The following is an 18071-nucleotide window of genomic DNA, read 5'->3' as shown; positions in this document are numbered from 1 at the left end:
GCACAAACTTGACAGAAATTTGAAAAAGTTTTTGTGCATTTTGAGAGCAAGCAATAAAAAACAGGTCAATTTCCCCAAAATCTATGGGGAAACCAACCTGTTTTTGTAACTTTTCATCAATTCTCCGGTACTGTCTGCTCTTCGCCCGCAAATAATTTTTCAAATTCTTCACGATCAATGCGTTCTTTTTCAAGCAACAGAGCGGCACATTTATGCAAAACTTCCATATTTTCTTTGAGGATTTCCTCTGCACGCTCATAGCAGCTATCAATGATCGACTTCACTTCCTCGTCAATCTTCTTCGCAACATCCTCGCTATATCCGCGGCTCGACTGACCAATCTCTCGGCCAACAAATACTTCGTCCTCGCCCGCATAATTGATCATGCCGACATTTTTCGTAAATCCGTATTTGGTAACCATTGCCTTAGCCTGCTCGGTTGCCTGCTTAATATCCTGTGAAGCTCCCGTCGTAATGTCATCCAACACAAGTGACTCTGCGATCCGGCCACCGAGACTGACCGTAATATCCTGCAGCATCTTGCCCTTGGTCAAATACATATCGTCCTTCTCGGAAATCGGCATTGTATAACCGCCGGCACCACTTCCTGTTGGGATGATCGATACAATGTGAACCGGTCCCACATCCGGCAATACATGGAACAGGATTGCATGCCCCGCCTCATGGTATGCTGTGATCTTACGATCGTGTTCGGATACGATACGGCTCTTCTTCTCTTTACCAATACCAAGCTTGATAAAGGATTTATCTACATCTTCCTGCGAAATGAAACTGCGTCCATCTTTGGCACAGGCGATCGCAGCCTCGTTTAACAAGTTCTCCAGATCTGCTCCGGTAAAGCCGATCGTCGTGTGTGCGATCTTGCTCAGATCAACATCGTCGCCAAGTGTCTTGCCACGCGCATGTACACGTAATATTTCCTCACGCCCACGCACATCCGGTCTGCCAACCGTTACCTGACGGTCAAAACGTCCCGGTCGCAAAATCGCAGGATCCAAAATATCCACACGGTTCGTTGCCGCCATTACAATGATCCCCTCATTGACGCCAAAACCATCCATCTCAACCAACATCTGGTTCAAGGTCTGCTCACGCTCATCGTGTCCACCGCCTAAGCCGGAACCACGCTTGCGGGCTACAGCATCAATCTCATCAATAAAGATGATACACGGTGCATTCTTCTTCGCTTCTGCAAATAAGTCACGCACACGGGACGCGCCGACACCAACAAACATTTCCACAAAATCAGAACCCGACAAACTAAAGAATGGTACTCCTGCCTCTCCTGCCACTGCTTTGGCAAGCAGCGTTTTACCGGTTCCCGGAGGGCCTACCATCAGGATTCCTTTTGGGATTCTTGCTCCTACATCGGTATATTTTGCCGGTTTATCCAAGAAATCTACAATCTCTTCTAATTCCTCTTTCTCTTCTTTAAGGCCGGCAACATCAATAAACTTCTTTGCATTTGGAGAATCCGGATCGATCCTGGTTGCCCGGCTCTTACCGAAATCCATCATCTTCGAGCCACTTGCTCCGGCTCCTCCACCTGTCTGTGCGGACAAAAAGGTAAACAGCAAAAACAACGCTACTAATCCAAATCCACACGGCAGCAATACGGTAATGATCCAAGACGGTTTATCCACGTCGTTGATAACATAATTTTGTGCAAGTTTGCTGTCTGTTTTTATAATCTCTTCTACATCTTTTATGTCAGTACAATTAAAATGTTTGCTTCGCTTGTTCTCATAATTTGCACGCACAACACCTGTCGGTGTTTCCTCATTCGGCGTGATCTCCACGGAAGTGACCTTACCCGCTTTCACATCCTGCTTGAAGTCTTCCACATTATACTGACCGCCGGTGCTGCTAGTCATAATACTCGAAATATACATCGCAATTCCAATGATCGCGAGTACGAGCACATAAAAACCAGCTCCACCTGATCTCATCTGTCTGTTCATGAACATCTCCTTTTATTCGTCTACAAATTCCACCTCACCCAGATAAGGAAGATTACGATATTTCTGTGCATAATCGAGTCCATAGCCTACGATGAATTTGTCTGGAACGACAAAACCAGTGTAATCTACCTCTACATCTACTTCTCTACGATCCGGTTTATCCAACAATGTGGCAATCTTCAGGCTGGCAGGATTGCGTGCTGCAAGCAGTCCACAAATTTTAGATAGTGTGTTTCCTGAATCGATAATATCTTCCACGATCAGGCAGTGACGACCATCAATATCATCGTCAAGGTCTTTCGTGATCATCAATTGTCCGGAACTTTTGACCTCATTTCCATAGCTGGATGCTGCCATAAAATCCATAGAAACCGGCACGGTAATTTTCTTAGCAAGATCTGCGCAAAAAAAGACACTGCCACGCAAAATACAGATCATATGGATCTGCTTTCCCTCATAATCCTTATTGATGCGTGTTGCGATCTCCGTTACCATCTGATCAATTTGTTCCTTACTATACATTTCATGAATAACTTCTTTCATGATACTCCACCTTTCTCCTTCGTCTGGATATTGTGCGCTAACTGCGCTGTAATAATGTGTTTTGTTGCCTCTGTCACGTAAAAAGCAGCACTTACACGTCCAAGCTCCGGAATCCAGATAATATGTTTTCCCATTGCAAGTACCGGTATACTGCCTCTTTTGTCAACCGAGATTTTAGCATCGATAAAGATACGCGCCAGTGTCTTCGTCCCGCCTGCGCCTGTCAACTGCAAGTAATCTCCTTCTTGCGGGAACCGCCAAACCGGTCCGTTGTCTCTATCAAAATGTCCGCGATCCGCCTCTTTCTCTGTCGGATCAGCCAAAACATCAGCATACATTCTATCACAATCAAACCATTTCGTACAGTCATTTTTCGGAACATTTTGTGGCAAATCATCTCGCTGTGTCAGCCGTAACGTAATTACCATCTCCTGTCCGTTCGAATCCTGTAACACGGTCCGCTCATCGAACCGTAGCGGAATCAGCGTATTGCGATGCACATTTGACTGCATGTCAACCCGGATCCATATCTTGTCATAATCTTTGCCTGCTCGCATGTGATATGGAAGATCCAGCCGTTTGCCGGTCGCGCCTTCTGCCAGCCGAAGCAGTGCATCAACATGCACTCTGCCGATATCCTTTCGGCTTCCACAGACCTGTTCCATTATATGCATCAATAGTTGTCCCTGCAAATAGGGATCGACCTTTTTCCACTCATCCACGGAAAAACAAAAGGTATCTCCATCACGATATACCAAGCGTTCATATTGTTCCAACATTTGACGCTCTATATAATCCCACGCTCTTTGACAATCTTCTGCCAGTTCCACCAAATGTCTGCGCGCCATCGGCTGTATTTCCTGCTCTATATAAGGAAATACCCGGTTACGGATCTTATTACGCGTGTATTTTTCTTCTCGATTGGTGGCATCCTCTCTCCAACCGTCCCCGTTTCCCCGGACTATCTGCTCAATCTGCTGTCGATCCAGACACAATAACGGTCGAATAATATTAGCGCGCCCGGCGCGCATTCCGCACACGCCCCGCAAACCACTCCCCCGCAAGATCTGCCATAGAACAGTCTCAGCCTGATCATCTCGATGATGCGCTACTGCAATTTTGTCAAAATTCAGTTCTTTTCGCACTTCTTCAAAACACCGATAACGGTAATTACGGCCCGCCTCTTCCTCCGATAATCCCTGTTCTTTGGCAAGCTGTGGAATATCCATTTCATATAGTCGAAAAGAAATGTTATATTTAGCTGCCAGTCTCTGTGCAAAAGCCGCATCTTCATCTGCTGCCGTTCCTCGGATCCCATGATGTACGTGTACGCAGACAAGCCGAAGCTGCCACTCATTTCTTAGTGCCGCTAATACCTGCAGCAGGCATACCGAATCCATCCCACCGGATAAACCGATCACAATGCCGTCTCCGTTCGTTAACAGCTCATGTTCTACGCAATATTGATTTATCGTATCGTATACTTTCTTCACGTTTTGCTCTATCCTCTCTATTTCTGTGTCCGCAAATTATCACTGATTTCCGTAACGATCACACTCATATCGTCCGGCACACTGCCGCCACACTCACAGATTGCTTCTTCTAATAATGCATCTGCGATTTCTTCCGGGTGGCGTCCCTGCCACTGTTCCATAAATCCGGCCAGCCCATGTTCCATACCGGGCAGCATATCTGCTACGCCATCTGTCATCATTATAACATAATCCCCTGCAGATATGTCCATTTTTCTTGTATACGGGATTACATCCTTTCCGGCTCCGATCGGCAGCGCCTGGCCTTCGACACATGTAATCTCCCCCTCATGATACAGATAAGTAGCTGTTGCACCATTTTTTAACAACTGACAATGCTTTTTATATAGGTTCAGCACCAAAATATCTGCCGTCACATAGCACTCTGTTTCCTCACAGGATAAATACACGGAATTGATCAGTTTAAGTGCAGAAGTCTGCGAAAATCCCGCCTCCGCCATCTGCTCCAATAACTCGATCACCAGACTGCTCTCCGAAAAAGCATCCTGCCCACTCCCCATCCCATCAGATAATGCAATAAGCATCTCCCCGCTTGGTAAAGGCAAACAGGTAAATACATCTCCGGATACTTCTTCACCATCCTTGACTCTTCTGGAAACACCCGCTTCCGCCACCAACGGCGTATCCTCTTCAAACACAAAATATGTCATATCACGGCTGACGATCTGCCTGGACTGCTCTCCTACACGAATCGGTTTTTGGAGCACTTCCTGCAATACGGCAGCAACCTCTTTGGCAGTAACCAGCCGGCCACGCACAGTACGCGCGCGCATATGTATTTCCAGCCTTCCATCCCTTTTCTCGTAAAACATGATCCCCAGCGCTTTTACCCGTTTTGCCTGCAGTTTCTTGCCTACCTTTCCTGCAGCATCTGCCGGAAGATCTCTTGTACGTTCCATCTCTTCTGCCAATCCGCCTACCAATTTGCCAACTTCCTCCATCTGTCCTGCAATGACCTGTCTATTCTCCGACATTTTATTTTGTACGCCCATCATCATACGTGCCATCTGCAGATTTTGATTTGTCTCCGAAACAAAACGCTCTAAATGTATGCACTCCCGCAGAAAACGTGCCGGCATTTGTTCGGGCACTAATATCCCCTGTTCCTGTGCTAACAGCAAGGTTCCAAACATCTCTGAGCTTGCAAGCTCCAACTGTCCCATACAATTTTCGCGATTTTCACACCGATCACAGACCTGTTCAGAAATGCCATCCATAAACTCACGCATCTCATGCCTCGTCATACGAAACTGCTTATCTGACTGATTGGCTAATGCTTTGGATAATTTTTGAAACGAATCTGAAAATTCATGGAGTCTGTGCTTCATAAGCTCTTTCCATTCATTGCCACTTTCCATCGGATGCAGATACAATCCCACTAAATACCCTGTAAATGCAAGCAGTATCCAGATCATAATCTCCGTCAAAGATAGCTTTGTAAACGACTCCCGCGGAAATCCCCATAATGCGGCCCCTGCAAGGACCCCCAAACTGATGACCTCCTCTTTGCCCGGTCGCGATTCTCTGGTCCCATGCAGCAAATACACAATACCGCCATGAAAAATTCTTGTGACAGCAAGCATCAATACTGCTTCAAGCGTTGCCAAAAAAATACTTGTTCCACTATACGGAACAAGCAAATACCTTGTTCCCGACATGACCCATGTTGCCGCTGCCAACAAAAAGGCGGCATGTCCCATCTTTACCGTTATCCTCCGCCTTTTCAAAAAGTCTGCAGCCAGCCACAGCGCTAACATTCCGGCCCCATACGCCAACACCGTGTCCAATGCAAATACGGTACTCATCCCCAGTAATATGGTAATGGCAACCGGTAATACGGCTCCACCCTCTGCAAACCCTGCCGCAAAAAAGGCAGGCGCCACCGGATTCATTCCGTAAATAGACACTCTTCCCAGCAAAAAGCCGAGCAACACCTGCACTAACATTTTTTTCTGAATTGTTTTCATTGCACACTACTCCTTATCTTGCCTGATTTTTCGGGATCAGACTGCCTGTCCCGAACAGCGTGAGACAAAGTATAGGAAACAATAGTTGCAAATTTTGTCAAATCTCAGTACCACGAAAAAAAAGAAATCGACACCGCGCCCTTCGAAACGACGCTGCCTCATTTTCTAAGATAAGGGCAACAGAAAAAGCCGGCTCACGCAGAACCGGCTTTCCCTGTTTTGGATCCTATTCCGATCTGCATTTACAAAACACCCCTTTTGCAAATGCTTCACGAAAATCGGTTAATATAAATGAAGGCGTAGAATTCGAAATCATTCAAGATCATTGCTTTCTAATCAGTAAACCCTATACATGATCTTGTTTTTACTTCTCAGGCTTAAATACAATCTCCCCTTTATGTACAAGCCCTAATTTCTCTCTTGCAATCTCCTCCACGTAATCATCTGTCTTAGCATGCTTCTTAAACTCTTTAATCTCAGCTTGCTCATCTTTAAGTTCGGACTTTTGCTCTTTAAGCTGTTCAATCTGCTTCTGATAAGACTTACTTTGTGATTTCAGTGTAGCGGTCTTATATGTAACTGTACCGCACAGTACAAGGCAAAGTACAATGACGCCCGCTAACGTGAACGGACTCAATTTCTTTTTCCTTCGTCGCTTGCCACGACTCGCTGACATCTTACAACCACCTCCACATACTTATCACCGCAGGGAATCATTATAAATAACTACCCCATCAAACAGCATATACATTACCGAACTATATTCTGTGTACAGCTCTTCGCTGACATACCATATATTGTATATCCCTTTTGACAAAAATACAGACTCGCAATCGTCTGCAAAACCGTACATTTTAAGAAGCTGCTCACTTCTTACTTTGTAGTAATATTATAACTCTTTTATGCGGTTTTCGCAACCCTTTTTCGTGAATAGATCACCATTTTTTGCAAATAAGACAGACCCTTCATTTCTGAAGGGCCTGCCTACTGTGCACGTCACCGCATAACGCTGTGAAATACTGCTTTTTATTGTTCTGCTTTCACATAATCTTTACCATCTGATGTATAAGCAAGATCTACGATCTCAACCTTAACAAAATCTACACCTAAATACGTGTTAGATGTAAGCAGGATGATCGGATCGTTTGCAAGATACTTCGGATTCAAATGAAGTGCCTTACCCTGCCATGCCGTCTTTGCAAGGATTGGCTGGTTGTTCTCATCCAGTTTTGGTAAAGAATCGCTAAATGCCTCACCTTCCTTGCTAAAGTAATTCACTGTGGATGGCAAAGCTGCAATCTGCTCTTTCGTATACTCGCTACCGGATACTGACTCTACCTGCTCATACGTAGACTCATACTTCCACTCAAACGTATCGTCTCCCTGCCACATTCCGTTCGTGTATACAAGCTGCAGCTGTGCAGATTTACTGATCATGTCGTCATGCATGGTAATACGAATACCAGGCTCTTTGATCTGTGACCAGTCACTCTCACCTTTGCCATTGACTAAGTTGTAATGGGCGTGCCAGCGATATGTATCACTGGAAGCTCCAACTTAAGGCCCGGATAATTGCTGTTGGTCGTTGTACTTAATGTTTCAAACATAGCACCGGTCGTATTTCCGGCCATTGTCATAACACTGTTTTTACCAAATACTTTCTGCAGCTCATCGTAGTTGACAGAACCGGAACCATTGGTGTTACGCATAAAGTTACCATTCCAGGTTGCCACAACAAGCGGATCCTGATTTTCTGCTACCGGATCTTCCGGCTTACCGGTCATTGTAGTAAGCTTCGATGCAGCTTCTTTCAGGGTAACTGTTTTGCCCATAACATCACAGAATACCTGTCCAATATCATCATATACAAAGTATGCATATGCTGCATTGCCGGTTCCCTTACGGTCTACAATACCACCTTCGTCCCACATTACCGGAACTGCACCGTACTTCTGGCAGCTCTGGAAGAACTCCTTGAAGTACTCTGGGATGCCGTCCTTATTCACAGATACACAGCCAAATTCGCCAAAGATCACACCGTAGCCTTTGCTTGTATAGGCTTCTTTGATCGACTCAAAGTCTTCCGCCATCGCTGCATAATCTTCTTCGCTGCCCCAAGTATCCTTAAAAGTAGAAGTTCCCTTTGGGGTTTCATAGGTTGCAGATGTCTTGGCAATACCCCATCCAAGCGGATCGTAATAATGAATGGATACAAACAACTTGGAGATACCATTTTCGCTTACATCGGTAGGCATGGTATACGTGTAATCGTCGTTTGGTTCCGTCGGGTTGTTGGTATATTTGTCACCGGCCTTGTTGGAATACTTATCACCACAGGTCTGATGAAGGTTCGTATCATAACCCGGGATCAAAAGCATACGATAATAGTTGTTGTTCTTTGTTCCATCCGCATTAATACCGGATTTACGAATAATATCAACAAACTTCTGATTGATCTCATTTGTTAATGCATACGTTTCCTTGCGCGTTAAAACGCCCTTGGTACCGCCGGTACCTTTCCAGTTGTCATTTAAGCGCTCACCCAATTCCTCGTTGGCTCCCTCGAAGATCAAACGGTCAGAATAATCAATATAACGATTAGCGATCTGTGTCCACATATCTTCATATTTCTTCCAAGCCTGTGCTCTTACAGACAAGTCCGCATCACCGAACATGCCCCACCACTGACCATCCCAATGGTCGTTGATGATAACATACATTTCCTCGTTCAAGCAGTAATTGATAACTTCTTCAACGCGGTCAAAATATGCTTCATTAATACGATAATATGTACTTCCATCGCTCTGTTTCTCCTGAACCATCATATTGGACCAGGCGATCGGGATACGGATCGTATTGATGCCATAGCGTTTCAAGCCGGAAAATAACTTCTGCGTAGATACCGGGTTGCCGGCATTTGTCTCATAGCCCTTTACCCAATCTGCATCTGTCAAAGCTGCTTTCTCTGCATCTGTCATAGTCTCGATGCTTCCTGCTCCGGTCTGCTCCAAAGAGTTACCGATGTTCCAACCCATTCCCATTGCCGGGGTAATATCCTGCGCAGACAGGTTGGTACGCATCATTCCGTTATCTTTTGTAACTGCTCCATAACGTGATTTGTGCTCTGTTGTCAAGTTGCTGTCAGATACTTCACCGTCAGCCACAACATTAGCCGGCTTCGGATCAGCCTCCGGTGTACGTGCCGGAACCGGTGTCTTCGTTACCGTTGGTGCCTTGGTTGCAACCGGCTTCTTCGTGGTTGCCGGTGCCTTCGTGCTTGCCGGTGCCTTCGTGGTTGCCGGTGCCTTCGTCGTAGTCGGTTTCTTGGTTGCTTTTGCAGCCGCTTTCTTCTTAACGGTAACTTTAGCCTTCAATACTTTTTTGACTGTCTTTTTGCCTTTTTTGTACTTAACAGTTGCCGTTACTGTTGTCTTGCCGGCTTTCATGCCCTTAATCTTACCGGACTTACTTACCTTTGCAATCTTTTTGTTCTTAGATTTCCATGTTACTTTTGCCTTCTTTGGTTTGTTTTTGATGGTTACTTTCTTAGAAGAACCTACCTTAACAACAATAGACTTGCTGCTAATCTTTGGTGCTTTCGCCTTTGCCTTTGCCGCAGATGCGATCGTAGACACGCCGTCAAAAGATAACATCATTGCCAGTGCAAGGATACACACAACTGCTCTTCTCATAAACCTGTTCCGCATAATCATTCCTCCTCTTTTTTCTGCAATTCAAAAACCCTGCTTCGTCCGCACTTTGTCGAACTCCGCAGGGTTCATTATAACATAATTTGCACAAAAAATATAGTAATTTCATAGAATTTTTGTGATGATTTACTAGAATTTTCTCCTGTTTTTCGAGGATTTCTGCCGAGAGAACGCAACGGTACTGCGCAATTTTAAATATAATACAGGCCAGATTCTCTTCCGTTTGCGAAATATTGCAGCACAACGACGCCGCAATTTTGTTCGTATCGGTGCGAAGATCCGACAAAGCACACGGCGGACCGGCCTGCTAATGCCGACCTCATACAACACGATCCCACTAAGCAGCGCAACCACACCATACCATCTGATCTGTCCATCGTGCATTTTTAAGAATAAAATAAATGCCGGAACACTGGCAGCGCCCCAAAAAAACAGATCTTCCACAGCGATCCACACGGCGCCATGTGGCACCAGCCAACGAAACAAACGCAAAACATCATATCCGGCCAAGATTGCCATTCCCCCGCACATCATCCACAAAATGAATCGCAGTTGTCCCAGTATCACTTCCGTCATTGAAACATTCTGCTCAGAAAAGAAGCTGCTTTTTTCTGAGTTTCCTCCCTGTCAGAATAAGCAAAACTGTCGATCCGCCCATCAATATCGATTTCTCCCTTCTCCAAAGAAAGGCGATTGACATGCAGCTCATCTCCTTGGATCAGCAGAACGCCCTGTTCCGTCTCCAAATACACTTCCTTGGCGTCAAAAGACAACACATCCCGAACTCCGGATAATACCGCAGACTTGCGTGCATTCAAATATACTTTATGTATCATTCTGGTCTTATCTTCCATTCGTCTTTCTTCCATAATAGGTTTCATTCCTTTCTCAGTCCGCAAACTTTGCTGTGATTTCGCACTTTGCAGCCGGTTTACCAACCACTCTTTATAATGTATGAGGACATGGCTTTATTTATGCTAAGACCGATATGCAGCAAATGTAACCTATGAAATTAATACAATACGATATGATATTTGGAAACATGTTATGCAGGGAATTGATTTAAGATCACAATACCTTATATAACTCTCTTGCCTCATCCTTTTTGTAGGTTTCTTCGATACTCAATACTTCAACCTTAACGACTTTATCACCAAAAGTGATCTCAATAATATCGCCTACTTTTACATTCAGCGATGCTTTGGCAACTTTGCCATTAACCTGAATACGTCCGGCATCACAAGCCTCATTGGCTACCGGGCGGCGTTTGATCAAACGGGAAACTTTTAAATATTTGTCCAGTCTCATATGTTCACTCTCTCCTCTTACATTAAAATCGCAAAACCAGCGCTTTGCGATGATGTCACGCTGCTTGGCAGCAATTTCCATTACTCTTTTTTCCTTTATAAGAAACGGCAAGTTCTCCATAAAGAAAAAAAGAGCTGCATTTCTGCAGCTCTCCAGTGATTACAAATCCAAAAATCTTAGTTTACAGCATCCTTTAATGCCTTACCAGCTTTGAATTTAGGAGCCTTAGATGCCTTGATCTGCATCTTCTCGCCTGTAAGTGGGTTTCTACCCTCACGAGCTGCTCTCTGAGCTACTTCGAAAGTTCCAAAGCCAACTAACTGTACTTTCTCATCTTTCTTTAACTCATCTGTTACAACCTCAATAAAAGCCTTCAAAGCCTTCTCTGCATCTTTCTTAGAAAGGTCAGCACTCTCAGCCATAGCTGCTACCAATTCTGTCTTGTTCATGGATTTAATCCTCCTCAAAAATTAATATTTCCGTAAAAACTTACAAGTCTAGTTATACCCTTTATACAAGCATTTGTCAAGGTTTTTCACGAATTCTGTCCGAAAAACAGGCATTTTTCACATATTTTCATTTCATTCTACACATGTAGAAAGATATTTAATTATTTTTGCACAATGTCGCATACTTTTTCCATATTTCACACAGTTGATCATATTGCTCCATTACACCATCTGTTTTGCCGGCGCGAAGCGGCTCTACAATCTTGCTCAATATATTCGCAATAGGAACCAGTCCCAAATTGGACGCTGTTCCTTTCATTCCGTGCGCATTCACAAATGCATCTGTGATCCGCCCTTCGTCAAGTTCGCATTTCAATTGCTCCAATCCTTCTCCGCCAATGAAAAGATCGTAACATTCCTGGTAAAACTCTTTGTCATCTAAGAACCGTTCCATTGTTTTTTCAGTCTCGCAGCCCCACTGCTCCAAGGTTTCTAACATACTTTTGTCCTCCCGCATTATGTCTTGCGTTTTGTGCCCCCGTTTCTATATTTGAACCTTTTCATAGGTTTCCGCAAATATATCACGCTGTATCACATAAATATCGGTAATGTCATCTAATCTCACCGCCAGATAATCGCCCGGTCTCCCCAAAAAATACTCTTGTTCACTATTTTTCGAAAAACTCTGGTGCGTTTCTTAAGCTCCTGGCAACATATCACTGCCTGTGTTTTTGGATAACATAACCTTGCCATTTCATCAATACTGATATATCCTCCATCCGAAACGGTCTCTACCACCGGAATAAAATCCAGCATTTGCGTAAAAATGTCCAGCGGTTCTTCCGTCGGTTCATATGTCGCCAAAAATTTATCTTTTCGGATGTGGTATACTTCCCCGCGTCTGCCGATCATAATGTATATATCCGGATCTGCAACGATCGTAATACCTGTTTCATTTTCCAAGGATTTAACCGCCAGTTTCGTTCCTGCGGCCGCAATCCGATCGGTCGGCACAAACGCCCAGCTGATCCTCTTCTTGCGATAACGATCCATCTCCAATATCTCTTTCTCATGCATTTTCGCATACTGCAGCGCATCGATGCACGTGTCTTCCTCGAAATATTCTGCTACTTTTCCCTGCACAAATTCCATATAATCTGCAGCATCCATCCCTGTCATATGTGCCTTGAAAAGAGCTGCCGGAACGCGCCCACTTGCGGAAACAGCATTTCCTTTAACAAGTCCCATTTCCTCAACAATACTGTCAAGCAGATCGACTGCGCGAACGGCATTCGTCCTGCTGCAAAAATACAGCCACACTTCTCCGTTTTTTTCCGTAAATGCCAGAAAATATTCTGCCTGCTGCAGCTTTTCGCCATTTGTCGGTGACTCTGCAGCCGCCATCTGTGCAAGTACTGCCTGCGGCTTATCTGTACTGTCCGAAAATCCCAAAGTTTCTTCCAGCGTCCCTGCATATTCTAACAACAGCAAAGACTGGCTGCGCATATAATATGCCTGCAGGATATCGTCACTCTGAAGTTCTAACCGTTCAAACATTGCATTCTCCATTTGCGTCTCCTTTTTGTCAGATCAATATATAATCCATGGATACGTATTCATATACGGATACATGGGATAGGTATATTTCTTGATCACTTCAAACCCATAGGTGATATGTACCTCGATCACACCTTGTGACCTTTTCAAGATCTTAGCATATATCCTGTCACAGCCTGTAGCCTGAACATCATTTCCCGGCTTCTTCCCGTCACCCGTATCTGTATCGGTATTCCTGTTTGTCTCCAAATAGATTTCCATATCCGAATACAACGGAATATCCGGTTCTATCTTATCTTCCAATTCGATTCGAAGATTGCGATCGAACGTCAGTAAAACAATCTTTCCGCGCAAGGTCTGATTGGTCACCAGCTCATCTTCAATGCACTGAATCGTGCATTGAAGCCGACCACGCCAAAAAAAGCCGGCCAGTTTATGGTGAGCCAGATTGCAGCTATAGGGTGTTCCGATTCCTGTTACACTATATACTTTTAACGGTGTGGAAATACCTTTAACCTGTATCGTAAATTTCCCGTCCGTCTTGATCGCCGCATTTGCGTTTTGTACGGTATCATATGATACGAGTACCTGACCACCGACACTCGCGCCCTCTATTCTCGAACATTCATTAACGGCCTGACCGATGACGTTATATCGCATCATCGTTTCTGATCCGAAATTTCCGATAAATACTTCTCCGCGATGTATGCCAATTCCCATCTCTAGCGGCACCAGCCCTTTGGAAATAATATAGTCGTTGACCTTTGCCATCGCTTTCTGCATCTTTATACCGGCTGTAATTCCTTCTTCAATCTGTGCCTTAGAATCTGGAGATGCTCCAAACACAGCAAGAATGGCATCTCCCAAAAACTCGATCACCACACCGTAATATTTGGTAATGCACTGCAGCATTTCATCAAAGAAACAATTAAGAATATCCGTTACCGCCTCTGGCGTCATGCTTTCTGACATTGCGGTGAATCCCCGCAGATCAGCCATCATCACCGTAAGCTTTCGCTTCTCACCTCCAATAACCGCACCTTTGGGATCTTCCAAAATGCTGTCAACGACATTATCTGAGAAATAACGTCCAAAAATCTGATGCAGCAATTGATTTCTTGACTGGAGCTGTTTATTAAGCCGAATGATCTCTTTTGCCTCCTGCAGATCTCCTGCCTGTTTTTGCAACATGATCTCGTAGTTTTTCGTTGCCTCGTGCTGCCACGCCGTTCGCTCGATACGCATGATACCCGCTCGCGAAAACGGCTTATGTACAACGACTGTGGCACCCTTTTCGTAACATTCCTCATCCAGTTCTTCGCTGCGTTTTTCGGTCATAAAAAACAAAGGAACACCGCCTAGTGACTGCTGCCTGCGCAGAAAAAGAACACTGGCAAAATCCTCTTTCTTTGCCATTTGATAGTCAAAGATAATAAGAGAAGGCGTGCTGATTCTCGACCGCTCCCCCTCCTCCTGTGCCAGTGCGGCTTTCTGAACCGCCTCAAAGGAAAGCAGACAAAGCGCACGCATTGATCCTGCCGCATTGATCCGTCTCTGCGCCTCGATCATTTCGAGACGATCATCCCCAATCACCCAAATAATTTTCTCCATAAGCAGAACTCCTTCCCCGACACACTGTTTTCCTCGCCCTACACTTGCACTTACTCAGTACTCAGCATTATACATCCTCTTGCCAAATACCCGATATCTACCGTGAAGAACGCCAGTTGCCGCTTTGACCGTAGTTGACCGAAAATCCTTTCAGCTTTTTACACTGATCGCACAAATAACCGGTTCGAATTGGCGCACCACAGTTTTCGCAGGACATACGGATCGGCGACTGCCTTGGTATCTCTAAATATTCCTGCCGCAAGAACTGTTCGATCGCTTTGCGAGGCACCCCTGTTTCGCGTTCTATGATCAACGCCGGAGTTGCTCCGAAGCGCTCCAAATACAAGCGTACCGTCTGAAAATAATCGTAATTTTCCCTGCCGCATACCTTACAACGATAAACGCCTCGTGCAATCTTTTCTACACCTTCACCGCAATATTTACAATCCATTGGTATTCTATTTAGCGATAACCCCTCAGCACTCATCCGTGTACCAACGGTATAGATTTCTCCAGGAACATCTTCCTCCGAATAGCGCGCCAAAGATCCAAACTGTCCGGTGTTATTTTTAAGCGGGCGAAATTTTGGCTTAGACGATACCATCCTGTCATTTGTCCGGCCACTGTCCGCAGTCTGCGACTGTTTTCCTGCGGCTGCCTCGACACTTTTTGTCTGATCCATAAATGCTTGGATGCCTTCGCCGGATGTCCCTCCTGTCGTATATGGCTGCAGCTGTTCACACAAGCTCTTTACCGCAGCTACCTCTCCCAAATAATATGGGATCATCTGTACGTTATTCAAATAGAAACTAAATGTATCGTTCATTGGCGTATCGTCAATCTTAAACGGAACAATATTTTTTTTACAACAGATCGCACTGTCAACCTCTTTTTCTACCCATACCGATTCCTGCGATTCCTTAGATAAGATTAGCAAAAACAGATCACATTCTCTGATCGCACGCGGAATCTCTCTAGCATAATTTGAGCCCACCGGGATCATATCCGGTGCTTTCCAATAGGATACTCCAATATGTTCTAGCACGCGGACGATCTTATGAACCAACTCTTTATTTTTGGAACTATAACTAATAAAAACAGATTTTATTTCTGCCATTTTTGTATCCACACCTTTCCAATCAAACAACAACCCGGTTTCGTCCGGTAGTTTTTGCCTGATACAAACGTTCATCTGCCTGCTTTACGTTTTGATCCATCGTCTGATCACCGTCTAGCTGATATACTCCAAAAGACATCGTTACCGCAATATGATGCTCCTCAAATTCGATCGACATATGCTCGACGATCTCTCGAATATGTTCTGCAATCTCCTGTGCTTTGACAAGCGGACAATCCATACACATCAGGATAAATTCTTCACCACCCCATCGCACCGCCTCATCTTCAGATGCAACATGCTCTTGCAGCACCGCTGCTATTCTTTGTAATACGGCATCACCTGCGTTGTGTCCATAGGTATCGTTTACTTTCTTGAAAAAATCAATATCACACATAATAATGGACGCCGTTCCGTTTTGTGGATCTGACACCGTTTCCTCATAAAACTCATAAAAGCCGCGGCGATTGGTCAGCCCTGTCAACGGATCTATACGAATCTCCGTGTCCAACAAATAGGACTCCAATGTTTTGCCACAATAAACAGCCGCTAATGTGAGATGTTTCTTATCTTTCTCATCAAACGTCCCCGCCGTTCCGTCTGCATTCAGCTTGTTGATCGCTTGATACGCCCCGATCACTTTACCCTTGGCATTCGTTACCGGCATGCACAAAATAGACTTTGTCACAAATCCTGTCTGCTTATCCACTGCCGGATTGAACCGTTCATCCTGATACGGATCATTGATCACGATCGTTTCTTTATTTTGGATGGATGCATCTATGATCCCGCTCCCCTCGGGTACTGTAATCTTGTCACTTCCCACCGCAGCTAACGTCCAGTACTGCTTATGTTTCGCATCCCAGTACCAAAATGATGCGCGCTCAGAATGCGCCAGCACACGGCCAAGATCCGTCAGTAGTGAAACGACCTTGGAAAAATCTTTTTCATCGACCAACTGACTCATATATAAAAATATGTCTTCGAGCATCTGCTCTGCACTATATGTTATTTGCTGTTCCATTGTGATTCCCCATTTCTATGTCATTTAGCAAAAACAGTGTTCTATAGTTTCTTTCGTAAATACTCCAACGACCGCCGCTGGTTATCCGGTTTTGTCGTCTCGATCAGTACACTGCATTCTTCAAAATATGTTTGATAATATCTGCAAAACAATTCCCAGTCGATCCTGCCATCCCCAACAGCAAGATGCAGATCCCTTCGCAGATCGTTATCGTTTATATGGATATGTCGAATATATTGCCGCAGTGCTTTGATCCATTCCTCGATCGGCGTATCCGATAAATGCGCATGTGCATAGTCCAAACATACTCCGAAATTAGAATATACGCATAACTGCTCGGATATTTTCTGTAAAATAACCGGATCGCTGTCAAACATATTTTCCATGTAAATTTGTATCTCCGGATATGCTTCTAACAGTTCCCGGACGAATGTACAGGTGCCGTCAACCACCTGATCATCATATACAATATTAGAAAGCATCGGATTCCAATTTGTGTGGAATACAACCCCTTTCACCGAAAGTTCTTGGGCAATCTCCATGCTCTGTCGCATACGAAGTTTTGAGATCTCGCGGATCTGTGGGTCGTAACTAAACACCGACACATCATAGAACGCCCCATGCATCGTGCTTCCTGCCGGAATCCCGGCCTTCTGATATTTCTGTATAATATCTTCTCTTCGTTTCTTATCTTCAAACACAAGCGGATCATAAAAATCATTGATTTCAAAACCAACCTGATACTCCTGCGCCAAATCCTCATACGCCTGCAATTCTTCAGCAAGCGATACGATCAAAAAATCTCCCATATTTTGCTCCCGTTTTTTAATTTTCACCGGTTCCTTTTGCAAATTATTATAGCATAGATTGAATTGCTTATGCAATTATTGATAACAGGTTCGCACGGAAAAAAGACCCATCACCTTTCGGCAATGGATCTTATATTACTGTCTCAAACTTCGCACATCAAAAATTACCATGTTGTCACATATTGCTTATTATGTAAGTAAGATAATAGCTATTTTGCAGCCAATAAAGTAAATTATTCTGCCATCAAGAAACTAAGACAATTGCCGCAGAACGCAGAGTTTTTGCGTGATTTCTTATTTTGTTAAGTCTCTGATGAATACATGCCTGAAGAATTGTCTGAGATGTCCCGGTTTAGCAAGGTATCATCCATTTTTGGACGGGACGCTTTCGCTACGATGCGCTACGTCACGTTACTTAATGTCTCTGAAATACGAGACATA

General features: G+C 44.5%; 17 protein-coding genes. All 17 read right to left on the bottom strand.

Annotated features, from left to right (window positions below; translation table 11 throughout):
* Positions 1-116 precede the first annotated feature (116 nt).
* Positions 117-1982, bottom strand: a complete 1866-nt coding sequence (ftsH, locus tag DW981_RS10830; protein ID WP_022025691.1) for an ATP-dependent zinc metalloprotease FtsH — start codon at positions 1980-1982, stop codon at positions 117-119.
* 12 nt (positions 1983-1994) lie between these two features.
* A complete protein-coding gene (gene hpt, locus DW981_RS10825) occupies positions 1995-2525 on the bottom strand; it encodes a hypoxanthine phosphoribosyltransferase (protein ID WP_022025690.1) in 531 nt (176 codons plus the stop codon).
* Positions 2522-4018 (bottom strand): tRNA lysidine(34) synthetase TilS, encoded by a 1497-nt coding sequence (tilS, locus tag DW981_RS10820; protein ID WP_118507722.1) that lies wholly within the window; start codon positions 4016-4018, stop codon positions 2522-2524. The genes hpt and tilS overlap by 4 nt, the downstream gene beginning before the upstream one ends.
* A gap of 17 nt (positions 4019-4035) precedes the next feature.
* Positions 4036-6045, bottom strand: coding sequence for a SpoIIE family protein phosphatase (locus tag DW981_RS10815; RefSeq protein WP_118507721.1), 2010 nt, complete (start codon positions 6043-6045; stop codon positions 4036-4038).
* Between the two features lie 364 nt (positions 6046-6409).
* Positions 6410-6721, bottom strand: a complete 312-nt coding sequence (locus tag DW981_RS10810) for a septum formation initiator family protein (RefSeq protein ID WP_022025687.1) — start codon at positions 6719-6721, stop codon at positions 6410-6412.
* A gap of 350 nt (positions 6722-7071) precedes the next feature.
* Positions 7072-7482, bottom strand: a complete 411-nt coding sequence (locus tag DW981_RS10805; RefSeq protein WP_147352639.1) for a hypothetical protein — start codon at positions 7480-7482, stop codon at positions 7072-7074.
* Positions 7483-7553: 71 nt separating this feature from the next.
* Positions 7554-9752, bottom strand: a complete 2199-nt coding sequence (locus DW981_RS10800; RefSeq protein ID WP_182434236.1) for a cellulase family glycosylhydrolase — start codon at positions 9750-9752, stop codon at positions 7554-7556.
* A 132-nt stretch (positions 9753-9884) separates the two neighbouring features.
* Positions 9885-10331 (bottom strand): spore cortex biosynthesis protein YabQ, encoded by a 447-nt coding sequence (gene yabQ / locus DW981_RS10795; protein WP_118507718.1) that lies wholly within the window; start codon positions 10329-10331, stop codon positions 9885-9887.
* Positions 10328-10624 (bottom strand): sporulation protein YabP, encoded by a 297-nt coding sequence (gene yabP, locus DW981_RS10790; RefSeq protein WP_022025683.1) that lies wholly within the window; start codon positions 10622-10624, stop codon positions 10328-10330. Before yabP ends, yabQ begins: the two co-directional genes overlap by 4 nt.
* A 199-nt stretch (positions 10625-10823) precedes the next feature.
* Positions 10824-11063 carry an RNA-binding S4 domain-containing protein gene (locus DW981_RS10785; RefSeq protein WP_118507728.1) on the bottom strand — a complete coding sequence of 80 codons (240 nt, stop codon included), beginning with the start codon at positions 11061-11063 and terminating at the stop codon, positions 10824-10826.
* 176 nt (positions 11064-11239) lie between these two features.
* Complete coding sequence (locus DW981_RS10780) at positions 11240-11512, bottom strand: HU family DNA-binding protein (RefSeq protein ID WP_022025681.1); 273 nt, start codon at positions 11510-11512, stop codon at positions 11240-11242.
* Positions 11513-11669: 157 nt separating this feature from the next.
* Positions 11670-12011 (bottom strand): Hpt domain-containing protein, encoded by a 342-nt coding sequence (locus DW981_RS10775; protein WP_182434235.1) that lies wholly within the window; start codon positions 12009-12011, stop codon positions 11670-11672.
* A 122-nt stretch (positions 12012-12133) separates the two neighbouring features.
* Positions 12134-13081, bottom strand: coding sequence for a hypothetical protein (locus tag DW981_RS10770; protein WP_118507716.1), 948 nt, complete (start codon positions 13079-13081; stop codon positions 12134-12136).
* A 21-nt stretch (positions 13082-13102) separates the two neighbouring features.
* Positions 13103-14680 carry an adenylate/guanylate cyclase domain-containing protein gene (locus DW981_RS10765; RefSeq protein WP_118507715.1) on the bottom strand — a complete coding sequence of 526 codons (1578 nt, stop codon included), beginning with the start codon at positions 14678-14680 and terminating at the stop codon, positions 13103-13105.
* A gap of 97 nt (positions 14681-14777) precedes the next feature.
* Complete coding sequence (locus DW981_RS10760) at positions 14778-15797, bottom strand: TIR domain-containing protein (RefSeq protein ID WP_182434234.1); 1020 nt, start codon at positions 15795-15797, stop codon at positions 14778-14780.
* 22 nt (positions 15798-15819) lie between these two features.
* On the bottom strand, positions 15820-16821 hold the full coding sequence (locus DW981_RS10755; protein ID WP_118507713.1) for a sensor domain-containing diguanylate cyclase: 1002 nt from the start codon (positions 16819-16821) through the stop codon (positions 15820-15822).
* Between the two features lie 41 nt (positions 16822-16862).
* A complete protein-coding gene (locus DW981_RS10750) occupies positions 16863-17657 on the bottom strand; it encodes a sugar phosphate isomerase/epimerase family protein (RefSeq protein ID WP_118507712.1) in 795 nt (264 codons plus the stop codon).
* Positions 17658-18071: the final 414 nt, after the last annotated feature.

The sequence above is a fragment of the Clostridium sp. AM49-4BH genome, from assembly GCF_003478335.1.
Classification (GTDB): Bacteria; Bacillota; Clostridia; order Lachnospirales; family Lachnospiraceae; genus Butyribacter.
The sequence above is the reverse complement of the archived record's forward strand: the minus strand, read 5'-3'. Positions and strand labels throughout refer to the sequence as shown.